Annotated in this window: 17 protein-coding genes and 1 pseudogene; 1 reads left to right on the plus strand and 17 read right to left on the minus strand. The window is 31.5% G+C overall.

Annotation, left to right across the window (positions count from 1 at the left end; all coding sequences use genetic code 11):
• Positions 1-12: 12 nt before the first annotated feature.
• The 9 genes from J2S15_RS06210 to J2S15_RS06250 all read right to left on the minus strand — a co-directional run bounded on the left by J2S15_RS06210 (position 13) and on the right by J2S15_RS06250 (position 7,978).
• The gene (locus tag J2S15_RS06210) at positions 13-2,010 is read right to left on the minus strand and encodes a BglG family transcription antiterminator (RefSeq protein WP_307406485.1); all 1,998 of its coding nucleotides are present in this window, start codon (positions 2,008-2,010) and stop codon (positions 13-15) included.
• 11 nt (positions 2,011-2,021) lie between these two features.
• Entirely contained in the window at positions 2,022-2,342 is a 321-nt protein-coding gene (locus J2S15_RS06215) for a PTS cellobiose transporter subunit IIB (protein WP_307406487.1), read from the minus strand.
• A gap of 189 nt (positions 2,343-2,531) precedes the next feature.
• Entirely contained in the window at positions 2,532-3,398 is an 867-nt protein-coding gene (locus J2S15_RS06220; protein WP_307406489.1) for a PTS system mannose/fructose/sorbose family transporter subunit IID, read from the minus strand.
• A gap of 1 nt (position 3,399) precedes the next feature.
• A complete protein-coding gene (locus J2S15_RS06225) occupies positions 3,400-4,188 on the minus strand; it encodes a PTS mannose/fructose/sorbose/N-acetylgalactosamine transporter subunit IIC (RefSeq protein WP_307406491.1) in 789 nt (262 codons plus the stop codon).
• 21 nt (positions 4,189-4,209) lie between these two features.
• Positions 4,210-4,701 carry a PTS sugar transporter subunit IIB gene (locus tag J2S15_RS06230; RefSeq protein ID WP_307406493.1) on the minus strand — a complete coding sequence of 164 codons (492 nt, stop codon included), beginning with the start codon at positions 4,699-4,701 and terminating at the stop codon, positions 4,210-4,212.
• 11 nt (positions 4,702-4,712) lie between these two features.
• Complete coding sequence (gene murQ, locus J2S15_RS06235) at positions 4,713-5,540, minus strand: N-acetylmuramic acid 6-phosphate etherase (RefSeq protein ID WP_307406494.1); 828 nt, start codon at positions 5,538-5,540, stop codon at positions 4,713-4,715.
• A 1-nt stretch (position 5,541) separates the two neighbouring features.
• On the minus strand, positions 5,542-6,222 hold the full coding sequence (locus J2S15_RS06240; RefSeq protein WP_307406495.1) for a PIG-L deacetylase family protein: 681 nt from the start codon (positions 6,220-6,222) through the stop codon (positions 5,542-5,544).
• A 14-nt stretch (positions 6,223-6,236) separates the two neighbouring features.
• Positions 6,237-7,175 carry a GNAT family N-acetyltransferase gene (locus tag J2S15_RS06245; protein ID WP_307406497.1) on the minus strand — a complete coding sequence of 313 codons (939 nt, stop codon included), beginning with the start codon at positions 7,173-7,175 and terminating at the stop codon, positions 6,237-6,239.
• An 86-nt stretch (positions 7,176-7,261) separates the two neighbouring features.
• Positions 7,262-7,978, minus strand: a complete 717-nt coding sequence (locus J2S15_RS06250) for a GntR family transcriptional regulator (RefSeq protein ID WP_307406499.1) — start codon at positions 7,976-7,978, stop codon at positions 7,262-7,264.
• 167 nt (positions 7,979-8,145) lie between these two features.
• Here J2S15_RS06250 and J2S15_RS06255 point away from each other — a divergent pair, with 167 nt between their 5' ends.
• Entirely contained in the window at positions 8,146-8,433 is a 288-nt protein-coding gene (locus tag J2S15_RS06255) for a hypothetical protein (protein WP_307406501.1), read from the plus strand.
• A gap of 69 nt (positions 8,434-8,502) precedes the next feature.
• Here the strand turns inward: J2S15_RS06255 and J2S15_RS06260 are convergent, their stop codons facing one another.
• The 8 genes and pseudogenes from J2S15_RS06260 to J2S15_RS06295 form a co-directional block, all read right to left on the minus strand.
• Positions 8,503-9,726 carry a hypothetical protein gene (locus J2S15_RS06260; protein WP_307406503.1) on the minus strand — a complete coding sequence of 408 codons (1,224 nt, stop codon included), beginning with the start codon at positions 9,724-9,726 and terminating at the stop codon, positions 8,503-8,505.
• Positions 9,727-9,742: 16 nt separating this feature from the next.
• Positions 9,743-10,378 (minus strand): HAD family hydrolase, encoded by a 636-nt coding sequence (locus J2S15_RS06265; RefSeq protein ID WP_307406505.1) that lies wholly within the window; start codon positions 10,376-10,378, stop codon positions 9,743-9,745.
• Between the two features lie 10 nt (positions 10,379-10,388).
• Positions 10,389-12,311: a BglG family transcription antiterminator gene (locus J2S15_RS06270; protein WP_307406507.1), complete on the minus strand. Its 1,923-nt coding sequence runs from the start codon at positions 12,309-12,311 to the stop codon at positions 10,389-10,391.
• 61 nt (positions 12,312-12,372) lie between these two features.
• Positions 12,373-12,786: a PTS sugar transporter subunit IIA gene (locus J2S15_RS06275; protein ID WP_307406509.1), complete on the minus strand. Its 414-nt coding sequence runs from the start codon at positions 12,784-12,786 to the stop codon at positions 12,373-12,375.
• Between the two features lie 55 nt (positions 12,787-12,841).
• The gene (locus J2S15_RS06280; RefSeq protein WP_307406511.1) at positions 12,842-13,639 is read right to left on the minus strand and encodes a PTS system mannose/fructose/sorbose family transporter subunit IID; all 798 of its coding nucleotides are present in this window, start codon (positions 13,637-13,639) and stop codon (positions 12,842-12,844) included.
• Positions 13,632-14,420 (minus strand): annotated as a pseudogene (locus J2S15_RS06285) (PTS mannose/fructose/sorbose/N-acetylgalactosamine transporter subunit IIC). Before J2S15_RS06285 ends, J2S15_RS06280 begins: the two are co-directional and overlap by 8 nt.
• 13 nt (positions 14,421-14,433) lie before the next feature.
• Positions 14,434-14,928 (minus strand): PTS sugar transporter subunit IIB, encoded by a 495-nt coding sequence (locus tag J2S15_RS06290; protein WP_307406512.1) that lies wholly within the window; start codon positions 14,926-14,928, stop codon positions 14,434-14,436.
• Between the two features lie 170 nt (positions 14,929-15,098).
• Positions 15,099-15,392, minus strand: coding sequence for a helix-turn-helix domain-containing protein (locus J2S15_RS06295; protein ID WP_307406514.1), 294 nt, complete (start codon positions 15,390-15,392; stop codon positions 15,099-15,101).
• Positions 15,393-15,495 lie beyond the last annotated feature (103 nt).

The following is a 15,495-nucleotide window of genomic DNA, read 5'->3' on the forward strand; positions in this document are numbered from 1 at the left end:
TACCTCCTTTCTTTACATCAAACTCAAAAATATATCTTGAAACGTTTCGAATGTTTGAGTTTCAATTAATGCATCCTGTAATTCAGGATGGTCGATAAATCGTACAATGGTCTGACCAATATACTTTATCTTCTGATTTCCAATCCGTGAGGGTGATATCAAGAATACAAACTTAATATTCTGATAATCGTCATCCCACTTAATTCCATTTGGGATAACTGCCAAAGCAACTCCACCTTTCTCTCCAACTGGTATTGCTGGATGAGGAACTGCTACACTGTCACTAAACACGATTTGACTCATCTTCTCACGCAGATCAATCTGATCCATCATGCTTGATGAGAACGATTCCTTTTCTTCTTTTTCTAAACAAGAAACTAATGCTTTTACAACTTCTGTTCGCATTGCTTCACCTTGAAAAACAAGAAACTTATTTTTCTGTATATAATTATGAAATATCTCTTCTTTTTCTAATTGAGATAGTTTCACTGGATATTCTTCTTTTGTTGGTTTCTTTCCACTTAAATTACCATCTACAAAGGTTCTAATCTTTGTAATATCTTTTTCACCTAAGAATACAGATACATGGATGGATGGTACACCTGTTATTACCGAAGAAATATTAACTGAAGAAATGATTAAATCGATTCCTTCTAGTATCTCTTCATTTAATTCAAAGTAACCAATCTCGGCAACAATATTTAACTTATCACCAAACTCTTTTTGAATCCTGCTCTTAAGTAGTTGCGCACTTCCATGCCCAGTCGAACAAATCACCAATGCCTGCAAACCACTTCGCTGTTTCATTCTCTCCATTGCAGCCATAAAGTGTAACGTAAGATACGCCCATTCATCATCGTCTATTTCTATTTTTGATAAACTAGGCATCTTACATAAATACGCTTTTGTGATTTCAAAGATATCTTTGTAGTCTCTTAAGATATCACTTAACAATGGATTCTTAAGATTTACAGATTGTTCCACCCGCATTAACATCGGTCTTAAGTGTTCAATCAAATTCTTTTTTAAGGCCCGATCACTGCTAAGTGAAAATCCTGTTTCTTCATCCATCATCTGTAATACTGATTCAAGTTCTTTTTCCATTTCACTCATACTAATCCCATTCACTTCAAATGTACGGTTATTTTTAGCACCTAAATGTAAGGTAAGATAAGCGATTTCTTCCGGAGGAAAACAGATATTCATTTCCTCTTCAATTCGCCTGATGATTCGCTCTGCAACAATCACTTCTACATTATCCGAATCAGAAAAATCTACTTTGAATTGTTTCCACTCTAAATCCTTATCGATTCTCTTGATACTCAGCATTAAATGAATTAATACATTCTGCACCATTACATCTGATAACTTAATTTTTAAATTGCGACATTCCTCAAGGATAATCATAATTAATTTCGCAATTGGCATATCATCAAAATAACTTGTCTGATATGCATATTCCTGAATCGAATTAAACTGTATTTCCTTAAAGAAATAATCCATAATAAACGACCGTTTATTACTCTCATCACCTACAATTCGAACCCCTTTATTTGATTTATTTAATAAGCACAAATCATATGGTTCCAATATCTTCTTTATGTAATTCATTTCTTTGGTTAATGTTGAACGTGATATATAAAGTTTGTCGGCAAGCGTCTCTAAAAACACTTGCTCTTCTCTTAGCAGCAATTTATTTAAAATATAATTCTGTCGTTCATCTGATGTATCTACAAAATCCTTTTCTAGTTTATGATCACAAGTATCAAAACGTTCCTTTTTTATAAACATTTCAAATTGCATTGGACGTTTTGTATTTAACTGATACCCATACCCTTGCTTAGCGACAATTTCCGCTCCATTCTCATCTGTGATAATCTGCAGATTTTTGATATACGTTCTAACTGTTCGCTCAGAGATTGATAATACTTTTGATAATTCCTTACTAGTTACAAATTGACCTTTATAGTTAAGTAAATACAGAAGTAAATCACATTCCTTCGATTTCACCTATCTTCTCCTTACGAAGGTAATTCATTCATAACTAAGTCGGCCATCTTTTCGATTCCTGAAGGAATTGGAACATATGCCTGAGGTGGAATCTCAACAACTGGTTTTCCTGCACGTTCTCCTGCAGCTTTTAACTTCGCATAGTACATCTTCGTTTGAGGACTTACCAAGAACAAATCAAAGTCACTGTTCTCAATCATCTTCTGTCCTTCTGTAGCACTTACTGCATCCATGAAAATATCTTTTCCATTTTCTTCAAACCACTGTGTTGTTTTCGCAGCCATCATACTTGATGACATACCTGCTGCACAAATTATTAATACCTTTTTCATTTCTATATCTCCTTTTTTGTGTAAAATAGAACCTCATACACTTTTTCTAAACTTAATATAACATAGGTTAAGGTCATCCATGTTGTACACTTTTTCCGTATCACTAAGGCAAATCCAGATTAAACACATACAAAATAAAAAAGGATAAAGACTTTTTTCATCTTTATCCTTATACTTTAAATACTTTGCTTATGCATATACTCCAGTCCAATATCCTAAAGCAGTTAATACTCCAGCAAGTATTAAGATTAATGCCATAAGTTTTAATGGAGACCAGTTTTTCTTTGTATATAAGTAATATACTGCGAGAGTTAATAATAGTGGTAATAACTTAGGGAAGATCGAATCTAGGATTGCATCTGCATTAAATATTACCTGATCAGTAAGTACTTCATTGGTTGTCGCATCATATACATCTCTAACAATTTGAATTGGAAGTGATAACGCTACAAATGATGCACTAAGTGCTCCGACAACTAATAACCCAAGAATTGACATAGTTCCAGTTAATGTATCTAACTTACCTGTCTGCATCATTTCCTGCATTCCTTCTAATCCTGATTTATATCCTAACTTAAACAAGAATCTACTGATTAAACCGGTTGCAATTGGATATAATACCATATAAAGTACAGGGCCTAACCATACCATTGTTGGTGACGCCTGAGAAATTGATAAACAAATTGTTAATAGAATTGGAATGATGGTTGCCACCCACAGCGAGTCTCCAATTGCTGATGTTGGTCCAATAAGGGCAACTTTTACACTGTTGATTACTTCTGGAGTACAGTTACCATTTGCATTAGATTCTTCTAATCCGCAAACAATTCCATTACAGATTGATCCAACTTGTGCTTCCGTATTAAATAATGTAATGTGACGTTTCAATGCTTCTGCTCTCTCTTCAGGAGTATCATATAATTCTTCAATAACAGGTGCAATTGAATGAGCAAACGCCATTCCTAACATACTTTCTGCTTGTTGCGAACAACCATTCCAAAAGAACCAAGTTCTAAATGATTTATCTAGTGTCTTTTTACTAATTGTCTTTGCCATGTTAGTTTGCCTCCTTTTCTTGTAGTGAAGTGATAACCGCATAATAGATTACTGCTACTAGTACTCCAATGACTGCAATTGCCATTGTATTTAATTGGAAATATGTAACCAATATAAATCCAACTAGATAAATCGCGAATTGATATTTCTTTTTAATTAAGAATGATAGAATAATTCCCATTCCAAGTGCAGCCATCATACCACCAAACACACTAAGCATTGTTGTTACCCATGATGGAATAATCGTAGCGAAGTCTGCTTGTCCACTTGCAGCAGTTGCTGAAGAAAGAATTAATACAGCTGGTATAAAACGACACGCAAAACCTATTGCCTGACCTAATACTACGTTTGGAATATACATTTTTTTGGTGTTTCCTTCATCTGCATAACGTTGAGCAACACGGTTAATTGGAAGATTTAATGCATAAGATACATTCCATGCAATTTGTCCTACAAGCCCACCAATTCCTGCAAATACAACTGCTAAACCAATTACTCCAGTTGTATCCATTCCTTGTCCAAATACGATTGCTGCTGCAGTTCCTATATAAGTTGCATAAGACAAGTCCCAGGCAACTGCTCCTCCTGGTGTAACATTTCCCATATACATAATTTGTAGAGGAATACCCACAGTCATTGCTGTATTCACATCACCTAAAATCACTCCTACAACAAACGATGCTACTAATGGTCTTCCTAGTGTATACCATCCAATTGTATTCCCAACAATTGAACCAATTGATCCTAAATATATAAATAATGCGATTAAAATTATTTGAATAATTGACATATTATTTACCTTTCTGTCACCCTATTTAATTGACGACTTAAATGCATCCCAAGTTACTTCCTGTGTACTTGGTAATTGCTTAAACAACACTTCTTTCCCTTTTGATACGATATCATCTAATACTTCTACATCTTCATCACTTAGATAAAAGATACCAGTAGCTCCACCTAGTTTATGTGGTGTATCTTCACGCTTCGCTAGATTACCTAAAATAATCCCTTCAGATGTAAGCACCTCTTCTTTCAATGCTTTTAGCGCTTGTGGATACTTCACAATAATCAGGCGATTCTCATCACGATCTGTTTTTAGAATATCCTTTGCTTCCTCTAATGACACAATATTTGTAATATAATTCTTTGGAACTCCCATTGTCATAATTGATTTCAACATTGGATTTTTACTACTTTCATCATCGACTGCAATAATCTCTTTAATTCCTAGTGATGGACACCACGCTACAATCGTTTGGCCATGAATCAAACGGTCATCTACTCTAATAAATACTTTTCCCATATGGACTCCTTTCAGTCTTCTAAACTATTTCTAACAAAACCTTGGTTTTTATTTAATTTATTTTCTGCTTCTATCTTGGTACATGACGTTAATATCATCACGATTGCTACTTTGATATCACCAGCTTCTTTTAATTTATCATTGCTTGGTTTCATATCTACCATCAGATTTCCATATACTTTACCAATACGAATCATTGATACCGTTGATATCATATTTAAGATAATCTTTTGTGCAGTTCCTGATTTTAACCTTGTCGATCCACTCAAGATTTCTGGTCCTGCATCTACTTCAATAGATACCTCTGCTAAGTCTGATATTTCAGCATTTTTATTGCAAGACAATGCTATGGTTGAAACCTGGATACTTTTCGCATAGTTTAATCCACCAATCACATAAGGAGTTCTACCTGAAGCAGCAATTCCCATTACTACATCATTCTTTGTTAACTGAACACTTTTTAAATCTTCTTTCGCTAACTCAAGTGAATCTTCTGCTCCTTCTACTGCTTTCACAAATGCTTGTGTACCTCCAGCCATAAGGGCAATAACTTCATCTGTGGTTGAGAAGGTTGGAATGCATTCTACTGCATCCATTATTCCAATTCGACCTGATGTACCTGCACCTATATAAATGAGACGTCCACCTTCGTTTAGCTGTCTTACAACTAATTCAATTGCTTTTTCAATATCTGGAATTGCATCTTTAACTGTTGATAAAACATGTTGATCTTCTTCATTCATAATTTTTAATATTTCATTAATAGAAAGCGTATCAAGTTGCATTGTTTTTTGATTACGTTTCTCAGTAGATAACCTTTGTAATTCTTCTTTCAGCATACTACCACAACCTATTTTCAATTAAACTTGCATACATATAACATACGGTATAGCCATTTGAGTTACTTTCAATCATACGTACTTTTCCATTTGTTGGATAGTATTGCTGATATGGGAAATCATTTACTTTTCCTCTAAACACCTGATATTCATTTAATCCTTCATACCACTGTTTTACTTCTTCTTCATTTAACACAAAGTATGCTTGTGGAATAAATCCTACTAAATCTTCAAATGTTTCTCCATACATCAAACGTATTGTACTTCCTTTTTCACGAAGTCTCTTTACTGCATTAGTTACTGCATCATGTGTATTGATATGTCTTGGATGCATCGAACCACGCCAATGTGTAATTACTAAATCTACTTTTTCTTCTACAAAGTATTCTTCCAAACGTTTTGCAAATTCTTCTGTTGAAGGCATGTTGTTTGATACATAACCAAGCCACATGGAATCTGCTCCTAACTTTGATGCTGCACGATTATTCTGACTCAATAAATCTTTCAGATAAGCATCATTTTCTTCCTTTGTTGCATTTGGATCTTCCAGTCTTCCTTGGGTTACATGCATACATGTACATTTAGCACCTTGTTTAGAATACTTCACAAACAAAGGTCCACCCAATAATTCAGCATCCAAGGAATGAGCACCAATACTTACAACTCTTTTTACTTCACTCATGTTCTACTTCTCCTTTATATCTCTTTCTTAAATCCCACATATGTTCTTATGAGAGTTAAGTCATGTCTTTCATAGAACCGTTTCCCTGGTTCATCAGTTGATAGAAAGAACATATGGTAAATTCCTCTTTTCTTCATTTCCAATTGCATTAAGTCCAGTAAGATTCCACCAATTCCATAATTTCTTGCTGTAGCTTTCACGCCAATTGGACCAAAACGCATTGGATTTCCATCAATCATCCGCATACAGAATCCGACAATTTCATTATTCTTATCTACTACAACAAGTACTCGATCTTCTGCCGTACCATCTTGCATTGATAGCAATAAATTACGTTTCCAACCTCCACCAAACTCTTGTTTGGCAAACTCTAACAAATCCAGTGCATACTTATAATCAAAGTTTAGAAATTGAAATCCTTCAGCTTCAGCACTTTCTTTTTTCCTGATAGCTTTATCATCCATTTCATAAAGATGTAGGTCTTTTGCCATCGAGTAACTTTCTTCACTTTCCAAATAACCATGTTTTTTGAAGAACGCTCTTGCTGGTTGATACTGTTCTATATCAACACCAGCGAAGAAGTAATTAGGACTATATGCTGCAATTGTTATTTCACTTACACCTAAATTTTTCAAATCATGCTCTGCTTTAGCTAACAGTTCACTTCCAACACCTTGATGCTGATATTCTTTTTTTACAAACATTACGCTAATCCATCCACGATTTGGTTCAAGCCCTCTTTCCAGATAAGGAAACTTTCGTTTAATCGCTAACAGAAAACCAATTACGATATTCTCTTCCAATGCTACATAACACAATGATTCATCAAAGTTTTCATCAAACAATGCTTGCCTACGAAACTTGGAAACGGTAATCGTATCAGCAATAAGTTCTCGGTTCCACAAGTCTACTACCTGTGCTTCATATTCCTGCGAATAATTGACAATCTTCATACTACCTCCTATTTAACATGTTAACATGTTAACATGCTAACTAATCACATTATAAGATATTGTAAGCGGTTTCGCAATATCTTTTTTTAAATTTTTATATTTACAGTTACCGAATACCAATCTTTATTGAAGTAAGTCTCACTATATTCCACCATTTCATCTTGATTATTATAAGCAAAACGTTTAACAAAAAATGAGCTTGCTCCCTTTTTTACATTCATATAATCTGCAACTGCTTTATCTGTGATTTCCTTTATTGAATAATTTTCATTAGCCCATCTAGGTACCACTCCTACATCTGCTAATGTTTTATAAAAAGACTTTGTATCTTTCAAAGACTCAGCATCTTTTACTCCTAATAAATCCGCACTAACATAAGAAGTTTGATATGCAATTGGTTCATCATTCGCAAGACGAATTCTCTCTACACAAGTAATCTTTGAATCTAGATCAATACCTAAAGTCTGAGTAATACCTTCATCTTGTATTACTTTTACTCCTACAACTTTCATATCAATCTTATAGCCTTGTTGAACTAATTCATCGCTGAAACTGATGGAAGTTAATCCTCTAACCATTTGACGTTTTGCAACAAACGTACCAACTCCCTGTTTCCCATATAAATAACCTTCATTAATTAGATCTGTAAATGCTTTTCTAACCGTAATTGTAGAAACATTGTATCTTTTCTTTATTACTGATTCACTATCAATTTTATCTCCAGGTTGCAAAGTACCTGCCTTAATAGCTTCAATAATATCATTTTTAATCTCTATATATTTTACTACCTTCTTATATTCCATAAGTCACCTCTCACTTAATATGTTAACATATATTCTTCACTACTTCTATATTATGAAATTGTAGTAAAAAAGTAAATAATAAAAATATTTAAATTTTTATCGTTTGTTTACATTGAGTTGAACTTCATCGTTTATACTACAATTAAGAAATATCACAAGGAGGTCCTATGAAGATATCAGATGCAGATGTTTTATTCGCTATTTACTTACAAGATAATAATTGTACTATTGAAAAATTAATGGACTTTTTCTACAAAACTAATCAGGAAGAAAAGTCTGAAATTACAAAAGAAGTAAACTCACATCTTGAAAAATTGTATATGTTGGATTTCATTCACTATTCTCTATTAGATGGTAATTTCAATATTCAACTTACAAAACAAGGAAAAAGTTTTACGGTAAAAAGTGCTAATAATTTATCAAAATCATTACTGTCTACACAAATTAGCATTTAAAGATAAATTATAGTAAGACTTTTAATCTACTACATAAGAAAACAATCCTCATATTTGAGGATTGTTTTCTTACAGATGTTCAATAATAAAATTTTTGTAATCTTCACCAACACCTTTAGGATAAATAGATATTCTGCTTTCAAAGGAGTCGCTATCATAACCATCATTATCTATTATATAGCTTAAATTAGCATCATTTGCATAACCCCAAATAATACAATATTCACTTGAACTTCTTTTCTTTATCTCCATTCCTAAATAAGAACTAAGTTCACCTGGAACAACAATTAACTGAAGTTCTCCCATTTGAATGATTTCAACCTTCATCGTAATCTGTTTCTCTCCACTACCTAAATCAGCCTTACGATGATAATTCTTTATTACCGAATTTAAAATTTTTCTTTCATCTATTGTCTTAGCAGACTTCAGTTTATTTTCATATTCTTTTACTTTATCTTCATAAAAAGATGCATCCAATATATAGTGCTCATCTAAATAATACACTTTATAATCATAAGTATCGAACTTCACTGATTCCCATTGAATTTTTTCTTTAATTTGCTGGAAGATTGCATCACTTTGGTACTCTAAAGCCTCAAAACCATTTCCCAATCTATATTGTCGGTTTCCCATATCGCCAGCATTTCCCTGAGCCATCAAAATCGGAATACCATATTCTATTTCCAATTTTTTCCTTAATGCTCCAAATAAATCTGCACTCAGTTGAAAGTTATCTGGACCTAAAATCGTACAATGATGCGAAAGTGTTACATGTATTGCTTGTAATTGATCTTGATGAAAAAAGCCAATTAGATGGATATATTTATCGCATAGTTTTTGTTTGTCATTTCGATTAGAATACAACCCATCTATATATATTTTTGAATACTTCGTTGTTACCTCAACTGGTTCAGTTTGATAAGCTTCTTTTATTCCTTCAGCAATTTTATTTGCTGCATAACATAAATAATCGTAATCAGCACGATCTGGTTCTTTATCAACATAGATATTAGGGCCACTATGTGTATGTGAACCTCCTAAAACCAAATGATCTTTCTCTAAATGTATATTTTTTTCTTTTAAATATTCTAACACCTTATCAATTAATATAGTTGTTCCATTGCTTAGATCTACTCCAATCCAAACATATTTTTCACTATTAATTGTTAATACAAATATGGAAGCCATAATTGAATCATGTATAGAATCATACACTCTATCCCGAGTATAATATCCACCTTGAAATACCGGATTTTGTGGTGTGATATCACATATATTAACTTGTAATTCCATTCTTTTCCTCTTTTCCTTATCCTATATTTACTATATCCAATAGTTCTAAAAGGTTATCTATATAGTAATCTGCACCAATTTGCGAAAGATTATATCGATTCTCTTTACGGCAAACCACTTGGCATTCACTTGCTTTTCCTGCATCTATACCTATTTGTGAATCCTCAACTACTAGACATTCTTCTGAGGTAAGATCTAATAAACTCATTGCCTTTTCATAGATTTGAGGATTCGGCTTACTTTTATTTACCATATCAGCAGCCACTATTAAATCTATCTCATGATATAAATCTATTTCATTTAAAACTTGTTCTATTCTTTGTCTTGGACGATTTGAAACAACTGCAATTTTTAAGTTATATTTCTTCAATGAAGAAATAACTTCATAGACTTCTTGAAATACTATATTTTGTAAATCCTGTTTTTCTCTAATTTCTTGGAGTTTACAAAATACGTTTTTTTCCTCCTGAAATGAAATATTTGGCATTAAATATTTAATTGATTGTTTGAAATTCATTCCACTCGTTTTCAATATTTGATGAATATCAATTTCGGGAAATAGCTTCAGAAATAATTCTTGCTTGACCTTATAAGACTGATATTCTGTATCTATTATTGTTCCATCCAAATCAAATAGTACTGCTTTTATCATTCATTGCTCCTTATTCATTGAAATATTTCTCAATTTTATCCAAAGAAGGTATTGCTATAAAATGATTGATTGCTTCAATATCTTGCAAAAACAAAGTTAATGTTCCTCCAAGACATCTAAGATTTTCAATTTTAGTATTTGTTACATACACAATTACTAAATTAACATAGTTTACATGCCACATAATTGGTTTTTCCAAAATTATAAAATACATTTTGCTTTGATTAACATACTCGTCTCTAATACATATAAGAGCTGTTCTATTTCCCAATTCATATGGAAAACGTTCTTCCCGATGCGTTAAATTATCATAAACTTTGCGTTTTCCAGAAACTAATTTTCTATATAATCTTTCTACATATTTAAACACTTCTTCTTTAGTTTTTAATTTTAATCCATTTTTTATACTTTCATTATCAATTATTTTCATCTCAGATGAGGTGTTCCTACTTTGTCTAATAAACTTTATTAAATACTTTATTTCATTAAATTGTACATAACTGTCAGCAAAGTATATTGGTTTATCTTTCACATTTATTTGTTTATAGTCTGTAACCACCAAGTCAAAGTCACCACTGTTTGTTTCTAGTTCATATGTTTCTATTGGCTCAAATGAACCATTAAACTGTATATAATTAACTCTTAACATTTCTGCAACTCGATTTGATTCAACCATGCCCAATTTTGAGGCAACAGCTATTTTATATTTGGAATTTGTCACATTAATCTTTGCATACCAATTGCTTAAGCATTGTGATAGAAAAATCACTTCTCTTTCCACAAAGGGGAAATTAAAGTTTTTACACATTTCACTGTAAAGATCATATGATAATTCAATTGTAACCGTTCGTTTACGCTTGAACTTTAATGGAGCTAAAACAAAATCATAAGTTTTAAATGCATCTCTCACTCGTTTAGAATATAGATATGCATAAACTTGACCCAACATATACAAATCATCTTTAAAAAATGATTCATTTGTATGAACACACATCCACTCCATTATATAATCAGCTATTTCATTTAGTTCTTTATCATTTGCGTATAAGTTTTTACGTTTAGGATAGCAAAAAGAAATTATTAATACTGTAAAAATATCAGCATCTAACTGTAAAAACTCATAATTAAACTTTAATTCTATAACTTTCAAAATTGATTTTGACAACTTAATCTCTTCTGTATATTTTTCTATTAATTTCATTTTTCTTTTTGAAATAGGCTCGATAAAATAATTATCATTATTACGATAATTTGAAAAATACAAATAAATAGATAATATTTTTAATACTTCTCTAGATAAACTAACATTGTTATTTTTCATTACTTCTTTTATCATAACATCAATAAAACTTGATACTTCTGCATCAATTAACTCTTTATCAAACGTATCCTCAAATATACTTTTACTATATCTTTTAGAATTCACTAAAAATGTAAGTAATAATCGTTTATGATATTCTTGACCTACTATGTAAATCATTTCTTTTTCAATATGTAAGCTCAAATAGAAATGAGAAAGAATAGATTTTACACTCACTAATTCCATTCGCAGGACACTTTTACTAAAAAAGAATACTTCTTCTAAATGCTCAAATGTAGATTCATTTTCATTTACTAAAAGAAAAAATGTTAGTTCATAAAAACGCATTCTTTCTTTCCGTACAGAGTAATCATTAATTTCATCGTTATAATTAGAAATAAACTCATTAAAATCATCGTAATTTTCAATAATCAATTTATAACCACGATTCGCTTTACTACTAATATGAAAATTATAATCTACGGCTATTGTTTTTATATTATTAATATCATTACGAATAGTTTTTATTGATTTACCAATTTGATTAGCAATTTTTTCACCTTTCACATAATCATTTGCTTTAAATAAAATTTTTAGAATTTCCGTTTCTCTACTACTTAGATCATTAAACATTGTTCATCACCATTTTTATCATAGTAGATATCCTCACTTATTACCAGTAGTAACTTTTTTTTTATTCATCCATATTGTTCTGTACAACTTCATAATCATTCATATATACAATTGATTTAGTACAGTCCAATACTTTTTCTTTAATAAACTCAGATGTAATACTATCAGGATTACATGCAATAAACTCTAAAATTAGTGGTAAATTACATCCTGATATAATATGAACATTATTTTTTTCATTCATATTTGTTATCATTGCTTGATTGACGCTACCCATCATAACATCTGTAAATACTATAACTACATCCTCATCTTTTATCATGTTTATATAATTGCTTAACATTCCTTCAGAGTCTACTCCTTCAACATAATAAGGAATAGTTTCAACATGATCTAAATCATTGGAGAATATTTTTAGAGTATCTAAAATACCCTCACACATTCTTCCATGTGTTGCTATCAACATCTTATACATATAAACCTCTTTCTTATATATTGAGAAGAAAACACAGGGTCTCTTCTCAGTATGTTTAAGCTAAAATACCTAAATACGACAGAATCAAACTTATAAATACAATTACCCAAACCATTCGAACTGTATTCATCTTCTTTAAATCTAATCCAAAATATACTGCAGCAACAATTATTACTGGTATTAAGTTTGGTAAGATTCCATCAAATACTTCCTGAAGTGGTTTTATTGATTCTCCGACTGTAATTTCAATTGGTGTAACTACTCCGATATTTGATGCAATCAATGCCCCAACAATCATAATTCCTAGTATTGAGACTGTTTGTCTAATATTGTTTAACTGACTTTGTTTTTCTGAAATAAACTTAGCTCCCTGATAAAATCCTGTTTTAATTAATAACCATCTTAGATAGAAAATTAATCCTCCTCCTAATAAACACGTTAATAATCCAGTTACAAAATCTCCTTCAATTGCAGCGTATCCGCTCATGGCAGCTAAAATAACACGAGGCAGCGTTCCAAATAATGCATCACCAATTCCTGCAAAAGGTCCCATTAGTGAAGTACGAATTGCAATAGCTGTTTCCGTACAGTTTGGATCTCTTGTTTCTTCAATTGCCAAAGTTGCAGCTAGTATCGCAGAACCGAATGTTGTTTGTGTATTGTAAAACTGCAAATGAGCTTTGAATTTATCTTTTAACACATCAGGATTATCATCATATATTTTCTCTAATAAAGGTCCGATGGCAAAAATTGCACCTGGACTTTGCATTGTTTCATAATTGAAACACGCTTGAGAAGCAATCATATACCTTCTTGAGAATCTTGCTAGATCCTTTTTAGTTAAATCACTCATCACCAATTCCTCCTGCAGTCACTGACATCTTCGCTTCTTTTTCTAAGTTGTGATAAATTGTAACAGCAATTACCACCCCAATTAAAGCAATTGCTAAGATTGGTAAGTTCACATATGAGAATAATACAAATCCTAAAATTAAATATTGGAAATTTCCTTTTAGTGGTAAATATTTTAATAATATAGCCATACCAAGTGCAGGCAATACTTTACCAGCTGTTGATAAACCAGTTATTAATTCTTGTGGAATCACCCCTAATATATCGTTAATGAATACTGATCCCAATACTAAATACAAAATAATAGGTAGTACATTAGCGATTAAAATTCTTCCACCAAAGAAATTTCCTATTAAAACGGTATTATACACACTTTTGAATTTACCTTGCTCTACATATTTTTCAATTCTATGTAGCCAGAATGAACCAGCCATTTTTGCCAGAACATCCAATGATGTTCCCAATGTAGCAGTTGGAATACCAGCAACTAAAGCTACCTCTAATCCTCCACCTGTTGCAATTGCAAATGCTGTTCCAATACATGTTCCAACTAAATAATTTGGAACTCAAGCTCCACCAAATCCAGACACTCCAAGTGCCATTAATTCGAATGTTCCTCCAACTAATAATCCCATTTGATAGTCCCCCATAATAAGTCCAACCATCAAACCGGTACATACCTTTTCTCCAAAGCATTTAATAAACTGTTGACTATTATTCATTTCAAATTGAATAAAGAATGCAACTAGCGCTATTAAAATTATTTGTATAACACTAAACATAACATTTTTCTCCTTAAATTTTCACTTTCATTAATTCATAAAAATCAGATGGTACATCATCTGGAATCAATTGTATTGTTAATGAGACTCCTAATTTGTGTAAAGCATCAAAATTCTTAATATCATTCTTAGAAACTGAAAGATAATTTGTAATTGATTTTCTTTCCTCACTTTTATCAATAATTCCTAAATTACCCATTACAATCTCATTAAACACGATTCCTGCATCTCGCAAGTTTAATAAAATATCAGGTGTTTTCACAATAATCATTAAACGTTCATTTCCATATTTTCCTTCTTTTAAATTATTGATTGCTTTCTCTAATGGAATGATTGATAAATAGACATGACTTGGTGTTGCCATTCGTAGTGCACTCTTTATCATTGGTTCCTCAGCACTCTTATTATCGATACAAATTACACGATCAATTTTTAATTTTGGTATCCAAAAAGTTGCAACTATACCATGTACTAATCTTTCATCAATTCTCACATTAACAATATTCATATTTGTTCCTCCATCTTAAAGACTATCGATATCTTTAACTTAATTATATGAATCATTGATAGCGTTTTCAAACCGGTGATTACCACATAATTGTGGCAATTTCTTTTTTTAGATGTGGTAAAAAAAAATAGAAGAGTATTAAATATTTCTTCCATTTTAAGTATTTGTAATTATTCAAATGTAATTTTCACCTTCTTATTTAAAGGTTTTGCAAGTTTCTCCAACATTTCAAAAGATGGATTTAGCCTTCCATTTTCCAATTTTGAAATATTACCTTGATCAATCCCAGTCAGTTTTGCCATCTCTGCTTGAGTTAGATTTGCTTCGAGTCTAAGATTAATGATTGCACGAATAAGATTATATTCATCTTCTAAATTATCATATTCTTCTTTGAACTCTGGATCTGTTTTCAATTTCATATTTAAATAATCATCATAACTTGTAAATTTTACTTTCTTTGCCATAATTTTACTCCCCTTTATTTAATTTTTATTATATGTAATATATAACATTTTCCTTAGTGAATTACAATACTTTTAAAGAAAAAAAGGAACAAACTTAATTGCT

The sequence above is a fragment of the Breznakia pachnodae genome (assembly GCF_030814225.1).
Classification (GTDB): domain Bacteria; phylum Bacillota_I; class Bacilli_A; order Erysipelotrichales; family Erysipelotrichaceae; genus Breznakia; species Breznakia pachnodae.

What these genes read in the sequence shown, in the direction of transcription:
- J2S15_RS06215 (WP_307406487.1), bottom strand. Translation starts at nt 2,342, where the DNA reads ATGAAAAAGGTATTAATAATTTGTGCAGCAGGTATGTCATCAAGTATG.
- J2S15_RS06220 (WP_307406489.1), bottom strand. Translation starts at nt 3,398, where the DNA reads ATGGCAAAGACAATTAGTAAAAAGACACTAGATAAATCATTTAGAACT.
- J2S15_RS06225 (WP_307406491.1), bottom strand. Translation starts at nt 4,188, where the DNA reads ATGTCAATTATTCAAATAATTTTAATCGCATTATTTATATATTTAGGA.
- J2S15_RS06230 (WP_307406493.1), bottom strand. Translation starts at nt 4,701, where the DNA reads ATGGGAAAAGTATTTATTAGAGTAGATGACCGTTTGATTCATGGCCAA.
- murQ (WP_307406494.1), bottom strand. Translation starts at nt 5,540, where the DNA reads ATGCTGAAAGAAGAATTACAAAGGTTATCTACTGAGAAACGTAATCAA.
- J2S15_RS06240 (WP_307406495.1), bottom strand. Translation starts at nt 6,222, where the DNA reads ATGAGTGAAGTAAAAAGAGTTGTAAGTATTGGTGCTCATTCCTTGGAT.
- J2S15_RS06245 (WP_307406497.1), bottom strand. Translation starts at nt 7,175, where the DNA reads ATGAAGATTGTCAATTATTCGCAGGAATATGAAGCACAGGTAGTAGAC.
- J2S15_RS06250 (WP_307406499.1), bottom strand. Translation starts at nt 7,978, where the DNA reads ATGGAATATAAGAAGGTAGTAAAATATATAGAGATTAAAAATGATATT.
- J2S15_RS06255 (WP_307406501.1), top strand. Translation starts at nt 8,146, where the DNA reads ATGAAGATATCAGATGCAGATGTTTTATTCGCTATTTACTTACAAGAT.
- J2S15_RS06260 (WP_307406503.1), bottom strand. Translation starts at nt 9,726, where the DNA reads ATGGAATTACAAGTTAATATATGTGATATCACACCACAAAATCCGGTA.
- J2S15_RS06265 (WP_307406505.1), bottom strand. Translation starts at nt 10,378, where the DNA reads ATGATAAAAGCAGTACTATTTGATTTGGATGGAACAATAATAGATACA.
- J2S15_RS06270 (WP_307406507.1), bottom strand. Translation starts at nt 12,311, where the DNA reads ATGTTTAATGATCTAAGTAGTAGAGAAACGGAAATTCTAAAAATTTTA.
- J2S15_RS06275 (WP_307406509.1), bottom strand. Translation starts at nt 12,786, where the DNA reads ATGTATAAGATGTTGATAGCAACACATGGAAGAATGTGTGAGGGTATT.
- J2S15_RS06280 (WP_307406511.1), bottom strand. Translation starts at nt 13,639, where the DNA reads ATGAGTGATTTAACTAAAAAGGATCTAGCAAGATTCTCAAGAAGGTAT.
- J2S15_RS06290 (WP_307406512.1), bottom strand. Translation starts at nt 14,928, where the DNA reads ATGAATATTGTTAATGTGAGAATTGATGAAAGATTAGTACATGGTATA.
- J2S15_RS06295 (WP_307406514.1), bottom strand. Translation starts at nt 15,392, where the DNA reads ATGGCAAAGAAAGTAAAATTTACAAGTTATGATGATTATTTAAATATG.